This window comes from Rhizobium sp. 007 (genome assembly GCF_015353075.1).
Lineage (GTDB): Bacteria > Pseudomonadota > Alphaproteobacteria > Rhizobiales > Rhizobiaceae > Rhizobium.
Genome location: NZ_CP064191.1, coordinates 283,743 through 302,378 on the forward strand (window position 1 = coordinate 283,743; position 18,636 = coordinate 302,378).

Sequence of the window (18,636 nt, forward strand, 5' to 3'; positions counted from 1 at the left end):
TGTGCGATGTGGGTGTCGGAAGCATCCATCCGATAGGTGTTGGCACCACCATCGCCTAGGGTTTCCTGTTCGAGTGCGGGGTAAGACTGGAAATGTTCTTGTGCCCCTTCAGGCACTCGGCGATGCATTCACTCAAGAGCGCCATTGAAGGTATGAGCCTTGCCGATCCAGCTTCCGGCCAAGGGCCTGCGGAGCTCAACAATAAAACCTCATCGGCAACTTCGGTGATCGCGGATTTTTCACGTGTGGTGATTGCGAGCGTATCCGCACCTCTGCCGCGAGCCGTCCTCAGAAAAGCTACAGTCTCCTCGCTCATTCCCTCATAGGAAATGCCGATAGCAAAATTCGAAGCATCAAGTCCGTGTGCCAGACCGCGCGCTATATTCACGGTACCGGTTGAATGAATAGGGATCCCGAGCCAGATCAAGCGATGCGTCAATAGCTCAGCACAGATTGCAGATACGCCCATGCCAAAGGCTTCAACGCGCGTCGCACTTCGCAACCTCTTCGTTACGCCCTTGATCTGTTCATAGTCGAGAAGTCGAGCTGAGGCCGCTACGGAATGCTGGAGAGCAGCGCTCAGGTTGGCAATTTCCGGCCTTACATGTTTATCTTCACTGCCGAGGTACTGCGTTGCTCGCCGGGCTTTGTCGCGCTCAATCTCTCCGGTGAACGCCATCCTGAACTCGCGAAATCCAGAAAAGCCGAGTGTACGGCAAAATCGCACGATCGACGCTTCCCCGCTGCTGGTCAGCCTGGCGAGTTCGGAGATTGATAGATCTCCGACGACTTCTGGGTTCTGGGCGATGTAATGCGCGATCCTTGATTGCGAGCTCGGTCCGCTGGTGACCAGGTCGTATACTGCATTCCGCACCAAAGTTGGTGATAAGTTCGCGTTCTTCATTGTCTTGTCCGTAGGGTCCCCGTGCATTCCAGATCTTGTCTCATCACATCACCATTCCTGCATATCAACGATCGTATAGCTCAACGTTTCGCACGGCAGAGCGCCAAGCCTTCAAGATCCAGCCAACCTTCCTGCTGTGGGTGAAGAAAGGCTTTGAGCTCCTCCAAGTTCAGGAGCAGTGCCTCGGGCTCAAAGGTCCGCAGAATATCCCTCAACTGAACGGAATGGTGGCGGGCGCCACCGAATGCGCAATAGCGCATGTTTGCGTTCCGCGCAGCATTGAGGCCGTTGACGCTGTCCTCGATGACGAGACATTCGCTCGGGCATACGCCCATCACTTCCGCTGCCAAAAGCAGCACGGAAGGGTCGGGCTTGCGGACGCCGATGTCATCGGAGGAGAAGAACCGCGGCCCAACGAGCCCCAGGAGATTAGCGGCCCTCATACGCCGGATGAGATCGAAGCGAGATGTATTTGATGCGACACAAAAGGGAATGCTAAGCCATTCAAGCACCTCTATCGCGCCAGGTGTTGCCGGTAGCCTCGTAGAAGCGGCATGCTGGATTTCCATTTCGACCGCTTCCATGAAATTTGTTGGCAAGTTGACACCGAAATAGCTTTCTAGACGAGGCTGTAGATCGTCCCGCTTAATTCCGGAGAGCACGCTCGTAATTTCATCCGGATGCGCATCGATGCCTTGCGCGGCGAGCTTTTTCGCGGTTACCTCAGACGCTATGATTTCCGTTTCTGCAAGGGTTCCGTCAAAATCAAAGATGATCAGTCGAGGCCGAGGTCGAGTGAAAGCTGTGATTGAGGGTGTAGCGGTCATTTCGGGTCACCGGGGCGAATGACGGGCAACAGCTCAAGGCCCTCGTGACGATGGACGACGACATCGATCCCATCCAACATGACGACATCGTATGAGGGCGTGGCAGCAACAAATATCGGCTTACTATACTGTTCCCAGTCGAGGACGATATGCTGCGCCGTACCTCGGCTGGCCGTGAAAGGTATCCCCGACAAACTCCCCGCCGCTGCGACATGCCGATGACCGCAAAGCATGTGTCGAACCGACCCCTGCCGCCTAGCGATGGAGAAGAACCGATCGATCTCCTTCATACCGCCCATTCGGAAGCAAGGCACATGCAGGTCCCCAGGCGTATGATGCATAGCGACCACGACTGGGCGACCGGCGGCGTGAACAAGCTGCTCTTCGAGCCATTCAAACCGGCCGCCGTCGAGACAACCGAAATGGCTTATGTCGTCCTTCGTGTCGAGCAGGACCACGCGCCAATCGTCGAGATCGATTGCCGCCTGCACGAAGCCTTCTCCACCGAAAACGCCTCGAAACGCACTGCGATCATCATGATTGCCCATCGTCAAATAAACAGGCAGCCGAACCTCCGACAAAATTTCGCGTAAGAGGGCGTACGCGGCCGGATCGCCCGTATCGGCAAGATCGCCGGTTACCAGGATGAGCTTCGCATCTGAGTGTATGCTTGAGACATGCGCCAAGGTGTCACGCAATCTCTGCGCCGGATCGATGCCGTAAAGCATCTTGTCAGCTGCGACTAAATGGGGGTCGGTTATGTGAATGATTTTTTGCATTGCTCGACACTTACGAGGACCAGACTCCTGCACGGAGCTGGGCAAGGGAAAGATTGCGAAACGGTCGATTGATGAGGCTGTTTGTCGTTGTGACCATCTCTTTCAGGCCTTCATCCGGGGACAGAGTTCCGCGCTGGACCTGATCGATGATTTCACGCTGCGCACGCCTCTGGAAAACCATCGCCAGGTCGCGCGCCCTTGGAGCGAGATGGTCCACGGCCAGCCCGTCAAGCGAAACCGTGCCGCGGTCCTGCGCCTCGAAGCCCGCAACAATCCGCAAGAGGGTTGATTTTCCACATCCCGACGGGCCGAGAAGAGACATGAATGCTCCTGCCTGAAAATCGATAGCAATCTGTTTAAGCACTTCGGTCGAACCGAATGCTTTCGAAACCCCATCAATTGAAGCGTCGCCCCCATATCATCACCGCTTGTCAAACTTCGTCGAATAGCAACATAACGGAGTTTATTTTCAGTTTCATGTCAACTGGAATTTATTTCCATTGTCGCGGCAGTTGGGTTTGGGGTTGCCAGCTCACGGGCGCCGCCCTCCGTGGATGCAGCGTTTCCAACAAAAGCCTCGTCAGCCGGGATATTTTTTCTTCACTTGATGCGGCTGGAGGCTGCCACGGGCCAAAAGTTGACTTTTTATCGGAAACCAATGCATGGCGATGGGCTTCAAACGAATCTGGAAGTTGCGTCGAGCGCTAACCGCGCCGGGTTACTGCGCATTTCCACAGTCATATGCATGCGATGTCAGCGGCACCTGGCGCGGCATTCCGTTGAGCGCCAATCGCGGCATGGCCAGGACCAATACTGGCGACCCTTCCTCACGCCTGCTGCCGCTATGGGCACTACTTGCGGAGGAAAGGATGAGGCAGCCTCACATGTCAGGAAACCTGCTGTAAGCACCCACCGGGGATGCGGTAGGAGCTTTCACCCGCAAACGCCTGAGCCTGAACGATTGCTTGCAATTTGACCGAGACGGCGAATCTGCTCGGTATGCTGATCCGACCGCACCTGCGCCAGGAGGTGTTGCGTGTAACTGCGCGCGAAACCGTACATCAGCCTCGTCATTGATCTGGGTCAATGAAAGCATCAGCAGCAGTTCAGATATTCATAACTTCGCTACTTGCTTTCAGTGGCCAACTTTCGATTCAAGCGGACAGTTTAAAATATGCAAGAGCCACGACAGGCACGCCGACTGCTGCTAGACATGATCAGTGATGCGATCAATACCGCTCCGAATGCGCTTGCGCGTATAGCATTTTCTATCTTTAAGGACCCCGAGGCTGTGCTAGCGCTGTCCATAGCTGATCTTGCACGCAACACCGGGAGCGGTTCTGCCTCGATAATACGATTTTGCCGAATGCTCGGATTCTCTGGATTTCGCGAGTTTAAGATTGCACTTAGCGGTGAAATTGAGCGGCGGAAGGCATTTGGATTGGCCAGACCCGTCGCACCGGAAGATGTAAGCCTTGCGCCGCGGGTCGCCGCTCTCAGTACTGCGATACAGAACTCGATCGCTGCGTCCGCTCAAGGTTTTGACGAGCTTCAAATATGTGATCTTGCCAATCGTGTCCGAGCGGCCCGACGCGTCGAAGTGTTCGGTACGGGGTCGTCGTCCATCTGCGCCGACATTTTGGCGATGCGGCTGATTTGGCTGGGACTCCCCGTGCATTCCTCGGGTTCCGCAAGCATGACCCATGGTCTGGCGCGAGCGCTTGACCCATCGAGTCTTGCAATTGGCGTCTCCTCGTCGGGCCACACCGCGGAAACCAAGAACTTTCTGGATATCGCGCGCAAAGCCGGAGCATACACGATTGCCATTACAACCCTTGCATGCGGCGCGGTGGCTGGGGCCGCAGACGAGGTAATCCTATTTACTCCGATCGGCGCTTGGCCGGTACCTGGGTCAGTCATGCATGTGCCGTCCGTAGTACTACTGAGTGAATATCTCGGCCAGTGTGTGGAGGAGGCGGAAGCTGTATCAACCGGCGCGGGGAATCCGGATAAGTAGTACAACCGAGGGACAGGCACAGAGCGGCAGATGCGGTGTCGGAGCGGGCGGGGAAGCGGACCAAAGGAAAAAGGAGAAGCCAACCGCCTGCACCGGTAGAAATGCGAGAGGTATCTTGTAGCGTTCTCCTCTTTGCAAGCGAGGTATGCTGGTGTCATCGCGTGTCGTGGACGCTCACGTCGAAGGCTAAAGCCAGGCCCGCCGACGTCGTGAGACAAATGCAACTCCAACCCATAGAGCAATCCAATAGACATTCCGCCGCAGTCGGCTACTACTGGATCGAGAGCTCGCATATCTCTAGTTGATGCGGGCCGGACCGGTTGGGTATGTTGATGAAGATACTGCAAGTCCGACCGCGGAGAGGTCAGCGGCGAGCTTATCCGGGCTGATCTCGGCTGCCATTGAGGCGGAGTGTTCCAAAAGAGCTAGGAGATCATTCCTATGCTTCGAATGAAGGTTCTCTGAGTACATTTCGATCTTTTGCGCGATGACGTCCGAAAAGCTTGCCCGGGTCCCCAGGTGCGGATCTTCTATTATTGCCCTTGGCCGTTCCTGTACAAGAACCCAATTCATTGCCAAGACCCCTTCCAATCCAGAGAACACAATTTCCAGCTCCGAGACAGTAGACTGCCCTGACACTATCAGGAAGCCCAGATCCGCAAGGGACCTGCAATCCTTGTCCACAGCGTCTGTAAATGCGGCAGGATCGACATGATGAATGTCAACATCGTTTGGCACACGCTGGATGAATTGCGAAAGGACGCTGCTTCCAGCGAGCCAGCTATCTTGTGATCGATTGGACGAAATGGCGGCTAGAGCAGTCCGGAGAAGGTCGGAAATCATAGGCTCGTCGCCTTCCGGAATAATGAGAACAGCCTATATATTACGTCCACTTTGAGATACGTCCCGGACCCCAGCATCAACGAAGTGATCGTTCTCAGCTGTGATTTGTTCGAGAAGGTCGTCACGGGCGTTAGTGCCGGCGAACGGGGGAAAGTTCTCGCTAATCCAACGCCAACTCTGGAAATCTTCGGAGGAAAACACCCTCTCGTAAGATCAGGTCCAACTCGAACTCTCCATCTGCCGCGGGAGGTTTGCTGTTGGCTTGCCGTGAGTTTTGTCCTGATTCCATTCAGTTCATTCATATGTTCTCGCCGATGTGGACGCGATAATCGTCGCTGACTGGCCCCACAGTTCGACGTCTTTGACCGAGAAGGCAATTCCAGAGAGGCATCGAATACAGACCGGCCTCGAGGATAAGGCGGTCCCAAGACGAGAGGAGAGATGCGTGCCGGATGAGGCCTTCTAAGCCGGCGCGATCGCCACGAAGGTAATCTTGGACCGTCGATGTCAGCCCCGACTTCAGTGCGAGCAGGACTGCTCTCCTGTAACAGAAGCGCGCGTGAGCAACGGCGCTACCGTCACTCCAATTGTCCAGCCTCCGTGTACCGCCCCTGCCGCTGAGAACTTTTAGCAACATTTGGAAAGATGAATGGGCGATGCAGCCCGAGTTGAGAGAATTCCAAGCGGCCACTTCGTCACCCATGAAACGTGTCCGAAGTATTCCCAGCTCGGCCTTCATTATTTCATCACTGTCGCTCACATGGACGAGGTTCGTCACCGGGTTGTCGCAGAAAAAAAGACTGCGTACGGTGCCACTCCTAGCCTGGGCTGGCTGACTGTTACCCTTAAGTTCTTGCGAGAGTGGCAGCGCATTTGGTCCGCTCCAGATTGTGACGCAAACCGGACGCATGTCAAATAAGTCCAGCACGAGTGGCCAGTGCCTCCCTCCGGTCGAACCTGTCAACGAATAGAATGCGTCAATCGATCCACGACTATGAAGTGAGAAGAACCGTTCCGCGAGTTCAAGACCGGTTCGCTGGCGAATAAAGTCGTCGAGCAGGCAGGTAAGATCAGATCGTGCGACCTCTGGGCCATAGACTATCAGCGCACTAGAGGCCATTATGTATCCCCATGATTTGAGAGTCGATACGCGCTTCTTCGCTTCGATTCACCGTAATGTTGGTGGCTTTGACGGGCCTCCCTGCGAGCCAGTCGGCGAGACGTGCTGGATACCGAGCGTTAATTACGGCGCCGGGGAGATGCTTCTGCGCCATGAAATCGACGGCACATGCATCAATCGATGTGTGGCCGAAACGGACAAGGTCTTGGGCGGTAATCTGTTCTACGAGTGCGGCAGGATCATCTATCGCGCCACCGCGATGCACGCCATCCACACTCGTCCAAATCACCAGCCTCGGCGTGCTAGTAAGCCAAGCTATCCACGCGGCCACGGCGTCGGATGTGATGTGCCAGGTCCATTCCACTGGGTCAGCCGCAAATAGCAAGCGGGAAGGCAGTAGGACTGGGACTTTCCCGTCTTTCGCGACAGCTCGGCATTCGCCCAGGCTCGCCGATGGGACCAGCTTGGAAGAGAAGGCAGGGTCAGCAAGCATGTATCCGGTTTGGTCCTGCGCCAGAGCGCACGCATGATGCGCGGTTGATGGAGTTAATGAAGCTGCCGCATCGATCGCCTCTATTGCTTTGTCCGGGATGCCGCCGCCGGGAACAACCAGAATTCTATGACCATGATCGGCAAGACGCTCGAGTTCGGCTACAGCGTGCTTGCATACTGCAAGATCGCGCATGATGCTCCCGCCGAACTTTACAACAGCCGAAAAGCCGTATGGCGGAAATCCTGTAATTGCGCCGTCCATTTCCTAGCCCCCCCAATCCGAAGCAACAAGCACGATCCTGGGATTTCTCGAAGTATGGCTTAAAGCCGCCGCCCGCACCTTTTTTGGGCGATCTGCGGCACACAGAAAAGCCACCCTTCCTATTCTCATAATGTTTGGAGGACACCATTCTGACCACTTCCGCGGACGTCCGGCAGATACTTAGAAACTAGATGAGCTTGTTCATTGCGCAAGCTTATGCGATCTCCGGATCCTAATCGGACGATTCTTACGATGATGTCCTAAGAACCGTGCCCTCAGCGGTCGCAGGTAGCGCTCCTCGGCCAACCTTTGCTCGTCGCGACGATTAGTTGAACAGCTCGCTGGCCGGCAACTTGGTCGTTGATGGCTGCAATGCTTCCTTCCTATTGAATGCAGCCGGAGATCTCGCGCATCCCGACAACCATTGCCCGCATGGAATGGTCAGCCCAGATCACGGTCGAGATACCGGCGTCGCGGTAAACTGAGACGGGTGCCCTGTAATATCCCGTCGGGACGATGACGACCGGCAACCTGTTGTTCCACTCTCTGGCAAAGTCCAGAATATCATCCGGGACAACTTTGCGGGAATGGATCAGGATGGCGTCGGCGCCGGCCTCCGCACAGGCATCGGCGCAAGCCATCGTTGCGTCCAATCCATGGCAAGCGATTTGGGTTTCGACGCGGGCAACGAGGACGAAGTCCGGTCCAGTCGTATTCTTAACAGCCTTCAGATGACCGGAAAAATCCTCGATAGCGGCCAAGGGGTAACTGTCCCCGTCAAAAGAGTTCATCTTCGGAAAGCGTTTTCCATCAAGGCAGATTCCGGCGGCACCGCATTCCTCAAGCTTGCGTGCCACAAAACAGGCGTCTTCGAAAAGACCGCTGTCGCAATCGACAAGGACAGGGATATTGATTGCGTCGCACATGCGGCCGACGATGTTGACGATCTGGGTCCAGTGCACTTCGCGGGCATCCCGATAGCCGAGAGCTGAATAGATCGAACGCCCGGACGCCCAAAGGCCCTTGAACTCGGCACTTTCGGCGATCACCGCCGAAAGGCAGTCATGGGCTTCCGTCAAAAATGTGAGGCCGCTTGAAAGAATGAGGTTACGAAAGATCATCGATGAGCTGTTGGCCGATAACAATTCGGCGTTCGCCGAAGATGTAGACGCCTGGTTCATTGTGATGGCTCCTTCTTTGAACTGAAGGTGAGCCTCCTTCCCAGAAAAAGCAACTAACATACTGAACATAAATACAAATATATCAAAAAATATATCCGCAATGACGAACTGACTTGGCAAGTGATGGTCTGTCGACGCGGTTGGGCCACGCCTGAGTCGTCAATCGAGACCTGAGATTTCGTTCCAGTCGCCGACGGAAACACAGCCTTAGGGCGGCCAGTCGAATTGCCGTCTTAAGCGCGTCAAATTCGCCCGTTAAAATGGCGATTCAGGAGCCTGAGATGGAGATGGAGATGGAGATGGCCCGTACCCTGTTTGATCGCGCAGTCTACGTTCAGCGTAAGTATTTCATTGACGAGATCACCAGCCTTGACGAGGTCTTCACTTTTCTCGAAGCTTGGCCGGAGGCAAAGAGAGACCTCGCCTACGACACGCTGTTGAAGGCGTGCCGAGAAGCGGCCAACGGTCGATTTCCAATTGGCGCCGCGCGTGAGAATGTCCGGCGTTTTCTGAAGAAGGCAGGCATGTTGGCCGAGATCGACGATGTGCCGAATTTAGGCCAGCGGATGGCCGACCGAAATATTGGGAACGCCTAAGCCAAGGCGATCGCGAGCCGGCATCGAGCCCACGCAATTGCCATATAGCGTTGGGTCCAGTCGCCAGAAGCAGGAGCCGATGGGTGCGGCATTCGCTTCTCCGCCGGCAATCGCAGCCTTGTAAAAGTTCATTGGCAGGTCACCCTCGAGACAGCTTCCTCTTCGATATTAAGGCGGCGCACCAATAAGGATTTCACCGCCTCGGTGCCTCGCAATTGTGAGTGATCCTGTCCTTGCAAGGCTTCTTGCGAAAGCACCAAAAATCGCGGGGGTGGTTATATCCAAGCCCTGGATGGGAACAAAAGACGAGAGGGATGCTCAAAAGCTTCTCGCGACACGAGGAAATTCTGTTAGCCGTCCTTTGTTCACCCATTGGACCACGCGCGCGATAGCTCGCTGTTCTACATCGAGGTGATTCATGAGTGCGGATTCCACAAGAGTCGTTGCCTTGCCGCATTGAGACATCGCGTCCGTTAGCCTTGACAGGCTCTCTCTGAAAGCAGCGTGGAGTTCCGACGCGATTATTTTCATCCGGAGAGGATGAGAGCAAAAGCAGAACTTGTCGATGATCTTGCAAACCTCGCAATTTGAAGATCCCTCGGCGATTCCGGCGAAGATCATTTCCGCGCGGACTGTCAGTTCGCCGGGAGACAGGTCATCACAAGAGGTGCCGGTGAATGGAAATTGTGGCCGTCTACGTGTTAGTGCGAACCCCAGAACTTCGCGCGCCACGGCATAAGAGTCTAATAAAGCGCCTTCGACCAGTGGCCGCGTGAAGTAACCCCTTTGAGGAGCGGATAGAATTTTACCCTCGGCTGCGAGCCGGATAAGCGCTTCGCGTACCGGAGTTCGGCCAATGTTGAGTTTACAGGCAAGCTCTTGGTCGCTGAGATGCTGTCCCGGCACTAGGGAGTAGCTGTAGAGCAGTTGAAGAACGGCATCGTAGGCAGTGTCAGCCTTCGCGGGCATCGATTCATTAGCTGGTTTCGGAATGCTGATTCCACGACACTGAGGCGCTTTTTCACAGAGCCACATTTTCATCGTCTCCTTTATCGACGTCGTTGTTTAATGCATTTCAATGTGGAGACCTGCAAGACAAATTGAGACCCGGACGAGAATCCGCCTCGCAATCGCGTGACGGTTCTTGGCTGCAATACTTAGGCGAGAGCGATTGTCGGCAGAACCTTTTTCATCAAAGCTGCTTCGCCATACGGTGTTCGTATACGATCAATTTCCTTCCAGCCGCTCTTTTCGTAAAGGTATTTCGCGTCCTCTGTTGTGAGGTAAAGGCTTTTGCAGCCGAGGCGCATCGCTTCGTGCTCCAGGCTCTCGATTAACAACGAGGCTATTCCTTTATTGCGGTGAAATGGATGGATGTAGAGCGACTTCAGCCACGGGGAAAGATCGGGTCTTCCCTCGAAATCACGCTCACCCAGGGTGATCATTCCTACAGGTTTGCCGTCTTGGGTGGCGATCAATGTTACCGGCATGGAACTTTTCGTTGCTGCTTCAAATTCGCGTGTTGTCTGCTCGTACGAGCCATCCGATTGACAACCCCATTGTCCGAAAGTCCAGCTCGCGCAAACGGGTATTAAATTCGGATATGTTTCCAGATACTCGATCGCTACTGGAGCTCCGGATTGGATTGGTCTAGCAGTCATAGTGTCTCCATTTTTTCTTGATGTGCGCCGACGTATCGGGTGTGAAACTACGGAGTTCGAGTGAGCTTAACGAGGTGAATGACTAACATAAAGGGTACTCCATAGCCATAAATCACAGCCGCTCTCAGCGCCCGTGGGACGTCACCTGCAAAACGACGCCCTTTGCGATTCAAGGGATCGGCTTCCTGAACGATTTTCGACAGTGCGTAACTGTTCGACTACAAACCTGCTAAGGTCCCTGGCAACGCTGTCATACGGTTGAATATCCTCATAGCACCTGCTTCCATCAATTTCTCCGCATGGCCGGGAGGGCAATGAGAGCCCCCAACGAAGCCAATTACCTTCATCCCGGCCGCCACCGCCGCCTGAATTCCAGCAACGCTATCTTCAATAACGACGCTACTGCCAGCCGGTGTGTTCATTTCCTCCGCTGCAAACAGAAAGAGATCCGGGGCTGGCTTCCCACGCGCAACTTGCGAAGCGCTGAAGACATGGGGCGTAAAACTATCGTGCAGGTCTGTGATCTCAAGTGTCAACCGCAACTTTTCAACATCGCTGCTCGATGCCACGCATTTCGCCGCCCAGCTGATAGCTTCCAAAGCTTGATGAATGCCCGCGACGGCTTTGAGATTGCCCGTATATCGCTTGGCGATCTCCGCCGTCACACATTCATGATGGTCCTTCGGCAGACGGAAGCCGGCCTCAGCTTCTATGATGGAGTAACTCTGCTGATCAGTCATCCCTATGAAGCGACTATTATAAGCATCAGCGGATATAACATACCCACATTTAGCCAAAGCATCGATGTGCACAGCCGTCGCGATGATCTCGCTATCGACTAGAACCCCGTCGCAGTCGAAGATCAGGAGTTCTGGGTTTGTCGAAAAGGCCATGCGAGTAATCCTTGTTTAGTAAACGTTCAGGTTCGGCGGGTTGCAGCGCTCGACACATTGTAATCGACGGAAGATTATACGCGTCGAACCGGAAGAAAGTCTGAGCGCTTTTCGACATGGTGACTAGGCAGGGTTGTTTGCCGCCCCGGACGGAGGAAGGTCACTGGTCCCAACATTTGAACTTACGCACCGCGGAGTATGACGCTGGCCGGGTTGGCTGCTGTCGAACACTACAGGCGCTGCCGGCATCAACGATTGGTCGCTCTTTGGCGCTCGCCATAGGTACTCTTCCTCGGGCCATGCGGTCACCAAAATGTAGGGCGAAAAGCGTGGGCTTACCTGGATTTCGCCTTTCTCTCACCCCGCCCGTTGGATGGATGTTGCGATACCGGCTATCTTCGGACCCAGCTTATAAAGAGCCTTCCAAACCTTGTGAAACGCCTCTGCGTAAAGCTTCATCACTTCAGCATCATTGGGCGGCGCGATCTCGGAAACGTAAAACATCGTATCCAAGAGTTGTGCCGTGTTTGGAAAATCGGCGGCTCTCCAATCGTCGCGGATGTCTGGGAGATATTCGAAGACGGGCTTCGTAAGCCAAACCCAGATGGGCACGCCTTCGGCCTGCAGCGATTTGACCACAAAGTCCCTTGCAGCCGCGCCTGGCCCGAAGCCGAGTGCCTCAGGTTCGATACGTAGGGGGAAGTTGAGCATTGATTGATTGCAGTCAGACGGATTGAAAAGCGGAAATATACCTGCAAGCTCCCGAATCATCTCCCACAAAATCCTTCCATTGTCTCTTCGGATTTGGAGTTGCGCGTCCAGCCTTTCGACCCGAAGCTTCGCTATTGAAGAGGAGAATACGTTGGGTCTGTAGTTATATCCCTGGGAATAGGGTGAGAATATTCGCTCGCCATTTCGCGATGAGCTCGTCAGCGATACGCGATCCACGTGTGCAATGAGGTTGGAGTCATCGGTAATGACAAACCCTAGTTCGCCGGCACCAAGGTGCTTGGCGCCGTTTCCGGAAAGAGCGAGTGCGTCGGCATCAACATGGGCCCCGTTGACGATCGCTTTGGTGGCTCCGATCGATTGACAGACGTCGTCGATCACCGCAATGCCTTGAGCACGCGCGGCAGATCTCGCATCGGGAACAAGAACATTATTGCCGAAGAGGTGGGTGATGAGAACCGCAGCGACGTCTGGTCCGAACTTTTCGGTGGCCGCCCCTTGATCGATCCCAGCTAAGTTCATGTCGACATCAACGAAGACCGGCTTGAGACCACTGATTGTAATTGGCCCGACCGCTCCAGGCCAATTCAGCGCCGCGGTAACCACGCGCTCCCCTCGCTTCTTGACGTAGTCGAGTTCGATGTGGATGGCCGCCGTACCACTGCCCACGGCGCGCACCTGCCACTTCCCGGTCCAGCTTGCAAGATTTTGCTCCAGCTCGCTCACAATCGGATGGTTAACCCGGTGATATCGTCCACCATCTACAACTCCGCGAAGAGCATCCAAATGCTTCTTTTCTGCGGCTGGCCAAGGTGTGATACGCCCCTGGGGGACAACAGGCTCTCCACCGAAGATGGCGAGCTTCACGTCGGAGAAAAGACCTCTTGTATTGCTGGCCTCGAGACCTGGTGCGGTATGTCCGTTCATTTACTGCTCCGATCATTAATCATTGAATTGCTATCACCGTGTATGAGATTTGGAATACTCTAGTGTGCTTTGCTTGACGTTCACGGCTGTAATGAAGTATATTATAAAATATATTTTCAGATCCCCCGCGGTTCTCTGTATATTTGCGTGTCGGCTTATGTATATCAAGGATGCGCCCGTTGCGAGAAAGTCCGACATCCAGGCGGCGTCCGGATCACGGCCTGTAGGAAGCTTCAACTGTTTTTTATTGGTTACCCACACCAATTGGGGACATTGGATCGAAGGAGGTTTGAACCGCGAGGCCACAGATTTCCTTTGGCGGCCTTATGCCGATAAAATGGTCTGGAAAGAATGGCGCATATTGCCAGTTACAATCCCATGGTTCTTCAAAGCGCCCCGAGCGACGGTTGAACCTCAGCTAGTCAATAGACGGTGCGAGCAACCGAATTTCGACGAAAGTGGATTTGATGCAATGGATTCGATGATTAAAAGACTGGAAAGTCAACGGATTGGAGAAAGTGCAGGCACTTCTAACGATTTTAATAAGAGCGACGGCATCAAGCGTATGCCGGCCCAAAGGCTGATTTCAACCGGGACCTTGGGGCCTGCAAATCGGGGCCGGTTGCTCCAGGCATTGTACGACATGGGAGCATCTAGCAGGGCGGATCTGGCACGCTTTACCGGTGTAAATCGAGGAACTATCGGCGGGATTGTGCAGCCCTTGATCAATCAGGGCATCCTTGCGGAAGGAGAGGTGGTACCTCCTAGTGAGGCTGGCGGAAAACCGGCTACCAAGTTGTGGTTCTCAAAGAATGCAAGGCCGATCTGCGCGGTCCTCCTGATGCACAATCGTGTGCGTACGTGCTTGGTGTCTCTCGATGGCGAGATTTATGCACAGCATGCCACCGATTTCCCCAAAGGTCTAACAGACGCCTCCGACGCATTTCGGATTGTCAGCACCTGTGTCGAAGAGACCATCGCATCTGTTAACTTACCGATTTTAGGGATCGGTGTTGCGGTTGCAGGAATGATCGATACGGAGACAGGTTCAATTGTGACTGTCAGTCTCGCTCCATATCTTAATGGATTTCCGGTGGGAACAGAGTTGGCCAAAAGATTCGGAGTTAATGCGTGTGTCGACCAGGATACCAGAGCTTTGCTCGTTGGCGACCGTTGGTTTGGGCAAGGACGTGGCCGCAGGACCTTCGCGGTGGTCTATATTGACGAGGCTTTGGGTGGGGCGCTGTACCTTGATGGGCATCTTTATCGGGGACCTGCGGGTGCAGGCGGCGAAATTGGCCATACCATCGTGCAACTCAATGGCCATGTGTGCCAATGCGGCCGACGCGGATGTTGGGAAACAATCGCCAGCTTGAAGTGGTTAAGGGACGAGGCAAAAGCCAGGGGGTTGCCGCAACCTCACTTGTTGAATGCGGGCCGATTGGTGACTTTGGCCGGTGGCGGCGTCAAGGGCGCAAAGGAACTACTTCAAGAGTATGCGTTCAACATTTCGGTTGGATTGGCGAATCTTCAGCACTTAATGGCGCTCAATTGCATTATTCTTCATGGGGATGTCGTACGCGGGGGAAAAACGATGCTCAATCTCATTGAAGAAAGCTTCCGAGAATTGGTATTCCATCGCCCGGATGAAGCGATTACGCTCGCCTTTGGCGATAGCGAAGACGTGGCAGCCCTGCGCGGCGCCGCCAGTCTCTTTCTTTCTGAATTGCTCAATTTCGTCATCTGACCGATGAATGGTCAGATGCGTCGACCGACATTTGGTGCGGCTAGGTCGAGTGTCTCGTGCACAAGAAAGACGGATGACGTGTCTATTTCGGATCCACTCTCGCCAACCTAGAGCTTGCTCAAAGCTCAGGTCCGTTGCCTCAGTCGCTCGCTGCAGACGTCGTAGGCCATCGTCCGCTTTGGCTAGTTTCAGTCCTTGGAGCCGCACGACGGGTACCTCTTTCCTATAGCTTGTTCGATCTCGCGATTTTTGACGAGGCGAGCCAGTGCGACATAGCATCTGCCCTACCGATTTTTGCTCGCGCCAAATGCGCTGTTGTCGTCGGCGATAATCGCCAGCTGTCCTTCATCAGCCAACTGGGGATCGCCCACAACCGAAACCTGATGCAGGCGCAAGACTTGCCTATATCGAAAATGGGTCGTTTCGCTCAGAGTCGCCGATCGCTCTTCGATCTCGCGGACCTTATCCCAGTCCTCGATGTGTTCTACAAGCGCAACCTCACCCCGATCCCGGAAAAGCAGTCTGATGGCAGCGAATCCGTCAAAGCCCGGTTCGCGCCGCTCGAAACCGTGGCCATCAAACCCAACATCGCTTTGGCTGCCGTCGCCGAGTTGATGGACCTGGCGTGGGCCATCACTATGAAAGGAAGCGTTCTCATACCAAATCCCCCGCAAAGAAAGCACCGGTCAAAAAGAGCCCGACAGTTACAAAGCGCAAACACTAAGAGGGCTTAAAGCGATCAGGGGAAGAGTCGTTTATGAATGAATCGAGTTAGCAATTGCACGTCCGATTGTTCGGAAAAGGAGTGTTCAATGACTGACCACAACCTCTTTTACTATCCCTACGCGTCCTTCACCGACGCACAGCTTCCGCTGCTGAAAGTGCCGGCGCTGTGGTTCGACAAGCTCGTCATCCTCGACCCGGTCGGTGCGAGCTGGGACACCATCGGCGCAGACCACATCGCTCGCGACGCCGTACTGCAGCTCAAGGATGCAGGCATTCTCGAGATCGTGACGCCGGCGGCCGTGCTTGCGAAGTACAAGCGGCCCATTGAAGATGCCATCCGCCGCGACATGGCGGACCGCGAGTTCTTGGGCCTGTGTGACACCCAGAGCCAGGCCACAGGTAAGCAACGCTGGACCCTCTCCCTAGCCAAAGTGCCACAGGACCTGCAGAGCGACCAGACCATGCGGCACCTGATGGGCGACTTCGTGCGCGAGGTCGCGCGGGAGTCTGGTCAGTACCGCGAGAGAGCGGGCGGGAATCCGAGCGAGTACTACGAGTACGCCGAGACCGGCCAGGTCTACGACGAGTACCGCGAGGGTTACGGTGGCGACGTCGAATACCGCTACGCCGACTTTCCGCTGGCGCTGGGCGAAGCGATCATGATGAACCACGCGCTTTTCGCAGGGCTGTTGCACGCTGGAGCGACGCCGATCACCGACGACCTATTCCACAACCGCGCACTGTCCCTGAAGCTGCGTCGAGCATCTCGCGATCCAGCGGTGCAGCCGGCCCGCGCCGAGCGCGCACGGCAGCTCAAGCTCGATCTGGTGGCGGCCACCGCTCTGATGGACTCGCAGCTGAATTTGCCGGTGCTGAGTCACGAGCTGCCGCTGGCAGAAGTGCTAGAGTACCGCCGGCAGCACGACGGCGACCTGCGTCAGGCGCGCAACAAACTTGGATGGATGGCGCGCCGCATCGAGGCGGAGCCGTGGACCAGGGAGTTCGCGGAGGAACTCGAACACAAGACCATTCCCGACCTCGCCAACGACTTGGACGAAGCACGCAAGGCGCGCGACAGCTGGCTCGGCAGCAACCGCGGTCGGCTCGCGCTGAGCACAACGGGCATCGCGGTAGGAGCGGCGGCTGCCGTGCTGTCGGTCTTCGCCGCGCCTCTCACGCCCGTCGCGCTTGCCACGGCTGGCCTGGGCCTCGTCTCGGCCGGGCGCCGAATGGCTGCTCGATTGGCGCGACGGGAAGAAGAGCATTCAGGAAAACGGATTGCACTACTTGCTGAACGCATAAACAAGCAGACGAAGAGGCAGGTCCGACGGAGGACGACTATGGGCACACAAGGGACGAATCAGTCCCAGGAGCCTCGCACTTTCGTGGTGACCGGTCACGTCCGCTTCGTCGACGACATTCCGGCGTTCCGGACCATGGTCGTCGCCTTCGATCGGGATCTGCGGAGGGAGCAGCCGCTGGGGAGGCGCAAACGGACCGGAATGGTGCCTTCAATCACAACTCCAATGATTTGAGAATCCTGAATCACAAAATGCGAAACGCTTGAGGTCATTGATTTTGTGAGAAAAAGATGATCTTGGGCAGGGTTCCGATCGGCGCGGATCGGGACCCCGTAAGGGATGAAATTCGCTAAACATCTGAATCGGCACCGAAGGTTGGCTCTGACGCAAAGTTGGTGCACCTTGCTCGTGTGGCACCTTATCCGGGCTTGAAGATCGTCGAGCGTTCCGCCGCCACTGACGCTTCACGAGCTTGAGCTTTGTGATCGGTCCTTCGGTCTGTCCACTCGACCACGATGAGACGATCGCTGCTCGATCCGCCTGCATGTCTTTCGCTACCCCGTTGCCGAATGAAGCAACCAGACTATCGCGGGCGCGGTCGATCCATGGGTTAAGCTGACACTCTGCTTTGCGCCGGATCATGATGTGGAAGTCGGCGATGATATCGCGAGCGACAACAAGCCGTGGCACACCACTTTCGATGGCGGCGATCGTGACGGTTTCCGATTTGGTCAGGCTATCTCTGCTTGTCGTTAGCAAACGGGCAATAGTCCGGGCGGATGGAATGTAAGCGCGTAGGCTACCCCACGTAGCTTTAGGGCCGCAGAGCGCGCATTTTCTGCATGAGTCATGCGGAGAATCCTATGAGCGACAGTGTGAATCAGCATCGAACATTCGAGGTTTTGACAGCGGAGCCGGTGCAGTCTCGACGCAAGCCGCGTCATTGGTCGGATGAAGATAAGGCACGGCTTGTGGCGGAGGCGCTCTCGCCGGGGGCCAATATCTCGGCGATTGCGCGTTCTCAGGGACTAGACCCATCGCAGCTCTACGCGTGGCGTCGTAAGGCGCTTTCGTCGGGAATGGTTGCCCCATTGACGGAGAGACCGAGGGCGCCAGTCAAGTTCACGCGCTTTGAAGCGGTGGGCAGTTCCATGGTGGAAATCGTCGTAGGCGATGTCGTGGTGCGCGCCGGCGGCGATGTTGACCCCGATCACCTGGCGAAGATTCTCTGGGCGGTGCGCAAGACATGATCGCCTCCGGTGTGGTGGTTTACGTGTCGTGCCAGCCGGTCGACTTCCGCAAGGGAGCCGCGTCTTTGATGGCGCTGGTGAGGGATGGCGGCCTCGACCCGTTCAATGGTTCGCTTTACGTGTTCCGGTCGAAGCGGGCGGACCGTGTTCGGATCGTCTGGTGGGACGGCAGCGGGGTCTGCCTCTATTCGAAAATTTTGGAAGAGCAGAGCTTTTGCTGGCCGGGCATATCGGCGGCGCGAATGCGTCTGGACCATTCGCAACTGATGGCGCTTCTGGCTGGGCTTGATTGGAAAAGGATCCGCCCGGCCAAGATCAGGCGGCCGTTGTTGACGGGCTGAAACCGACCTGCGACAAGATGAATCATGCGGCTGTAATGGT

The 18,636-nt window shown here is 55.5% G+C and carries 20 protein-coding genes; 7 read left to right on the top strand and 13 right to left on the bottom strand.

The genetic code is table 11. The features are described 5' to 3' along the window. Window positions 1-55: 55 nt before the first annotated feature. The 4 genes from ISN39_RS35280 to ISN39_RS35295 all read right to left on the bottom strand — a co-directional run bounded on the left by ISN39_RS35280 (window position 56) and on the right by ISN39_RS35295 (window position 2,832). The gene (locus tag ISN39_RS35280) at window positions 56-904 is read right to left on the bottom strand and encodes a MurR/RpiR family transcriptional regulator (protein WP_194732522.1); all 849 of its coding nucleotides are present in this window, start codon (window positions 902-904) and stop codon (window positions 56-58) included. Window positions 905-984: 80 nt separating this feature from the next. Next, on the bottom strand, window positions 985-1,731 hold the full coding sequence (locus tag ISN39_RS35285) for an HAD family phosphatase (RefSeq protein WP_194732523.1): 747 nt from the start codon (window positions 1,729-1,731) through the stop codon (window positions 985-987). Continuing rightward, window positions 1,728-2,555, bottom strand: coding sequence for a metallophosphoesterase (locus tag ISN39_RS35290; protein ID WP_194732524.1), 828 nt, complete (start codon window positions 2,553-2,555; stop codon window positions 1,728-1,730). The genes ISN39_RS35285 and ISN39_RS35290 overlap by 4 nt, the downstream gene beginning before the upstream one ends. Further along, a complete protein-coding gene (locus ISN39_RS35295; protein ID WP_246763627.1) occupies window positions 2,521-2,832 on the bottom strand; it encodes an ATP-binding cassette domain-containing protein in 312 nt (103 codons plus the stop codon). The genes ISN39_RS35290 and ISN39_RS35295 overlap by 35 nt, the downstream gene beginning before the upstream one ends. A gap of 891 nt (window positions 2,833-3,723) precedes the next feature. Between ISN39_RS35295 and ISN39_RS35300 the strand changes: the two genes are divergently transcribed. Then, window positions 3,724-4,527 (top strand): MurR/RpiR family transcriptional regulator, encoded by an 804-nt coding sequence (locus tag ISN39_RS35300; RefSeq protein ID WP_194732525.1) that lies wholly within the window; start codon window positions 3,724-3,726, stop codon window positions 4,525-4,527. A 297-nt stretch (window positions 4,528-4,824) separates the two neighbouring features. Here the strand turns inward: ISN39_RS35300 and ISN39_RS35305 are convergent, their stop codons facing one another. The 4 genes from ISN39_RS35305 to ISN39_RS35320 form a co-directional block, all read right to left on the bottom strand. Continuing rightward, window positions 4,825-5,370, bottom strand: coding sequence for a hypothetical protein (locus ISN39_RS35305; RefSeq protein WP_194732526.1), 546 nt, complete (start codon window positions 5,368-5,370; stop codon window positions 4,825-4,827). Window positions 5,371-5,668: 298 nt separating this feature from the next. After that, window positions 5,669-6,490 carry a nucleoside-diphosphate kinase gene (locus ISN39_RS35310; RefSeq protein ID WP_194732527.1) on the bottom strand — a complete coding sequence of 274 codons (822 nt, stop codon included), beginning with the start codon at window positions 6,488-6,490 and terminating at the stop codon, window positions 5,669-5,671. Continuing rightward, complete coding sequence (locus tag ISN39_RS35315) at window positions 6,480-7,244, bottom strand: aspartate kinase (protein WP_194732528.1); 765 nt, start codon at window positions 7,242-7,244, stop codon at window positions 6,480-6,482. Before ISN39_RS35315 ends, ISN39_RS35310 begins: the two co-directional genes overlap by 11 nt. A gap of 383 nt (window positions 7,245-7,627) precedes the next feature. Beyond that, entirely contained in the window at window positions 7,628-8,545 is a 918-nt protein-coding gene (locus ISN39_RS35320; protein ID WP_348652042.1) for an isocitrate lyase/phosphoenolpyruvate mutase family protein, read from the bottom strand. A 179-nt stretch (window positions 8,546-8,724) separates the two neighbouring features. Between ISN39_RS35320 and ISN39_RS35325 the strand changes: the two genes are divergently transcribed. Further along, window positions 8,725-9,021: a DUF982 domain-containing protein gene (locus ISN39_RS35325; RefSeq protein WP_194732641.1), complete on the top strand. Its 297-nt coding sequence runs from the start codon at window positions 8,725-8,727 to the stop codon at window positions 9,019-9,021. A gap of 318 nt (window positions 9,022-9,339) precedes the next feature. On the opposite strand, the gene ISN39_RS35330 is transcribed toward ISN39_RS35325, so the two are convergent. The 4 genes from ISN39_RS35330 to ISN39_RS35345 form a co-directional block, all read right to left on the bottom strand. Further along, complete coding sequence (locus tag ISN39_RS35330; protein WP_194732642.1) at window positions 9,340-10,056, bottom strand: GntR family transcriptional regulator; 717 nt, start codon at window positions 10,054-10,056, stop codon at window positions 9,340-9,342. A gap of 122 nt (window positions 10,057-10,178) precedes the next feature. Beyond that, on the bottom strand, window positions 10,179-10,682 hold the full coding sequence (locus ISN39_RS35335; protein WP_194732529.1) for a GNAT family N-acetyltransferase: 504 nt from the start codon (window positions 10,680-10,682) through the stop codon (window positions 10,179-10,181). Between the two features lie 218 nt (window positions 10,683-10,900). Beyond that, window positions 10,901-11,575 carry an HAD-IA family hydrolase gene (locus ISN39_RS35340; protein ID WP_194732530.1) on the bottom strand — a complete coding sequence of 225 codons (675 nt, stop codon included), beginning with the start codon at window positions 11,573-11,575 and terminating at the stop codon, window positions 10,901-10,903. A 357-nt stretch (window positions 11,576-11,932) separates the two neighbouring features. Further along, complete coding sequence (locus tag ISN39_RS35345) at window positions 11,933-13,231, bottom strand: DegT/DnrJ/EryC1/StrS family aminotransferase (protein WP_194732531.1); 1,299 nt, start codon at window positions 13,229-13,231, stop codon at window positions 11,933-11,935. A 157-nt stretch (window positions 13,232-13,388) separates the two neighbouring features. Here ISN39_RS35345 and ISN39_RS35350 point away from each other — a divergent pair, with 157 nt between their 5' ends. The 3 genes from ISN39_RS35350 to ISN39_RS35360 all read left to right on the top strand — a co-directional run bounded on the left by ISN39_RS35350 (window position 13,389) and on the right by ISN39_RS35360 (window position 17,239). Continuing rightward, window positions 13,389-14,978 carry an ROK family protein gene (locus ISN39_RS35350; RefSeq protein WP_246763628.1) on the top strand — a complete coding sequence of 530 codons (1,590 nt, stop codon included), beginning with the start codon at window positions 13,389-13,391 and terminating at the stop codon, window positions 14,976-14,978. Between the two features lie 230 nt (window positions 14,979-15,208). After that, window positions 15,209-15,712: a hypothetical protein gene (locus tag ISN39_RS35355; protein WP_194732532.1), complete on the top strand. Its 504-nt coding sequence runs from the start codon at window positions 15,209-15,211 to the stop codon at window positions 15,710-15,712. 78 nt (window positions 15,713-15,790) lie between these two features. Next, entirely contained in the window at window positions 15,791-17,239 is a 1,449-nt protein-coding gene (locus tag ISN39_RS35360; protein ID WP_194732533.1) for a hypothetical protein, read from the top strand. On the opposite strand, the gene ISN39_RS35365 is transcribed toward ISN39_RS35360, so the two are convergent. Beyond that, entirely contained in the window at window positions 17,216-17,764 is a 549-nt protein-coding gene (locus ISN39_RS35365; RefSeq protein ID WP_194732534.1) for a transposase, read from the bottom strand. The genes ISN39_RS35360 and ISN39_RS35365 overlap by 24 nt on opposite strands. 104 nt (window positions 17,765-17,868) lie before the next feature. Here ISN39_RS35365 and ISN39_RS35370 point away from each other — a divergent pair, with 104 nt between their 5' ends. Together ISN39_RS35370 and tnpB are read left to right on the top strand one after the other, a co-directional pair. Next, window positions 17,869-18,255 carry a transposase gene (locus ISN39_RS35370; protein WP_194732535.1) on the top strand — a complete coding sequence of 129 codons (387 nt, stop codon included), beginning with the start codon at window positions 17,869-17,871 and terminating at the stop codon, window positions 18,253-18,255. Further along, window positions 18,252-18,596: an IS66 family insertion sequence element accessory protein TnpB gene (tnpB, locus tag ISN39_RS35375; RefSeq protein ID WP_194732536.1), complete on the top strand. Its 345-nt coding sequence runs from the start codon at window positions 18,252-18,254 to the stop codon at window positions 18,594-18,596. Before ISN39_RS35370 ends, tnpB begins: the two co-directional genes overlap by 4 nt. Window positions 18,597-18,636 lie beyond the last annotated feature (40 nt).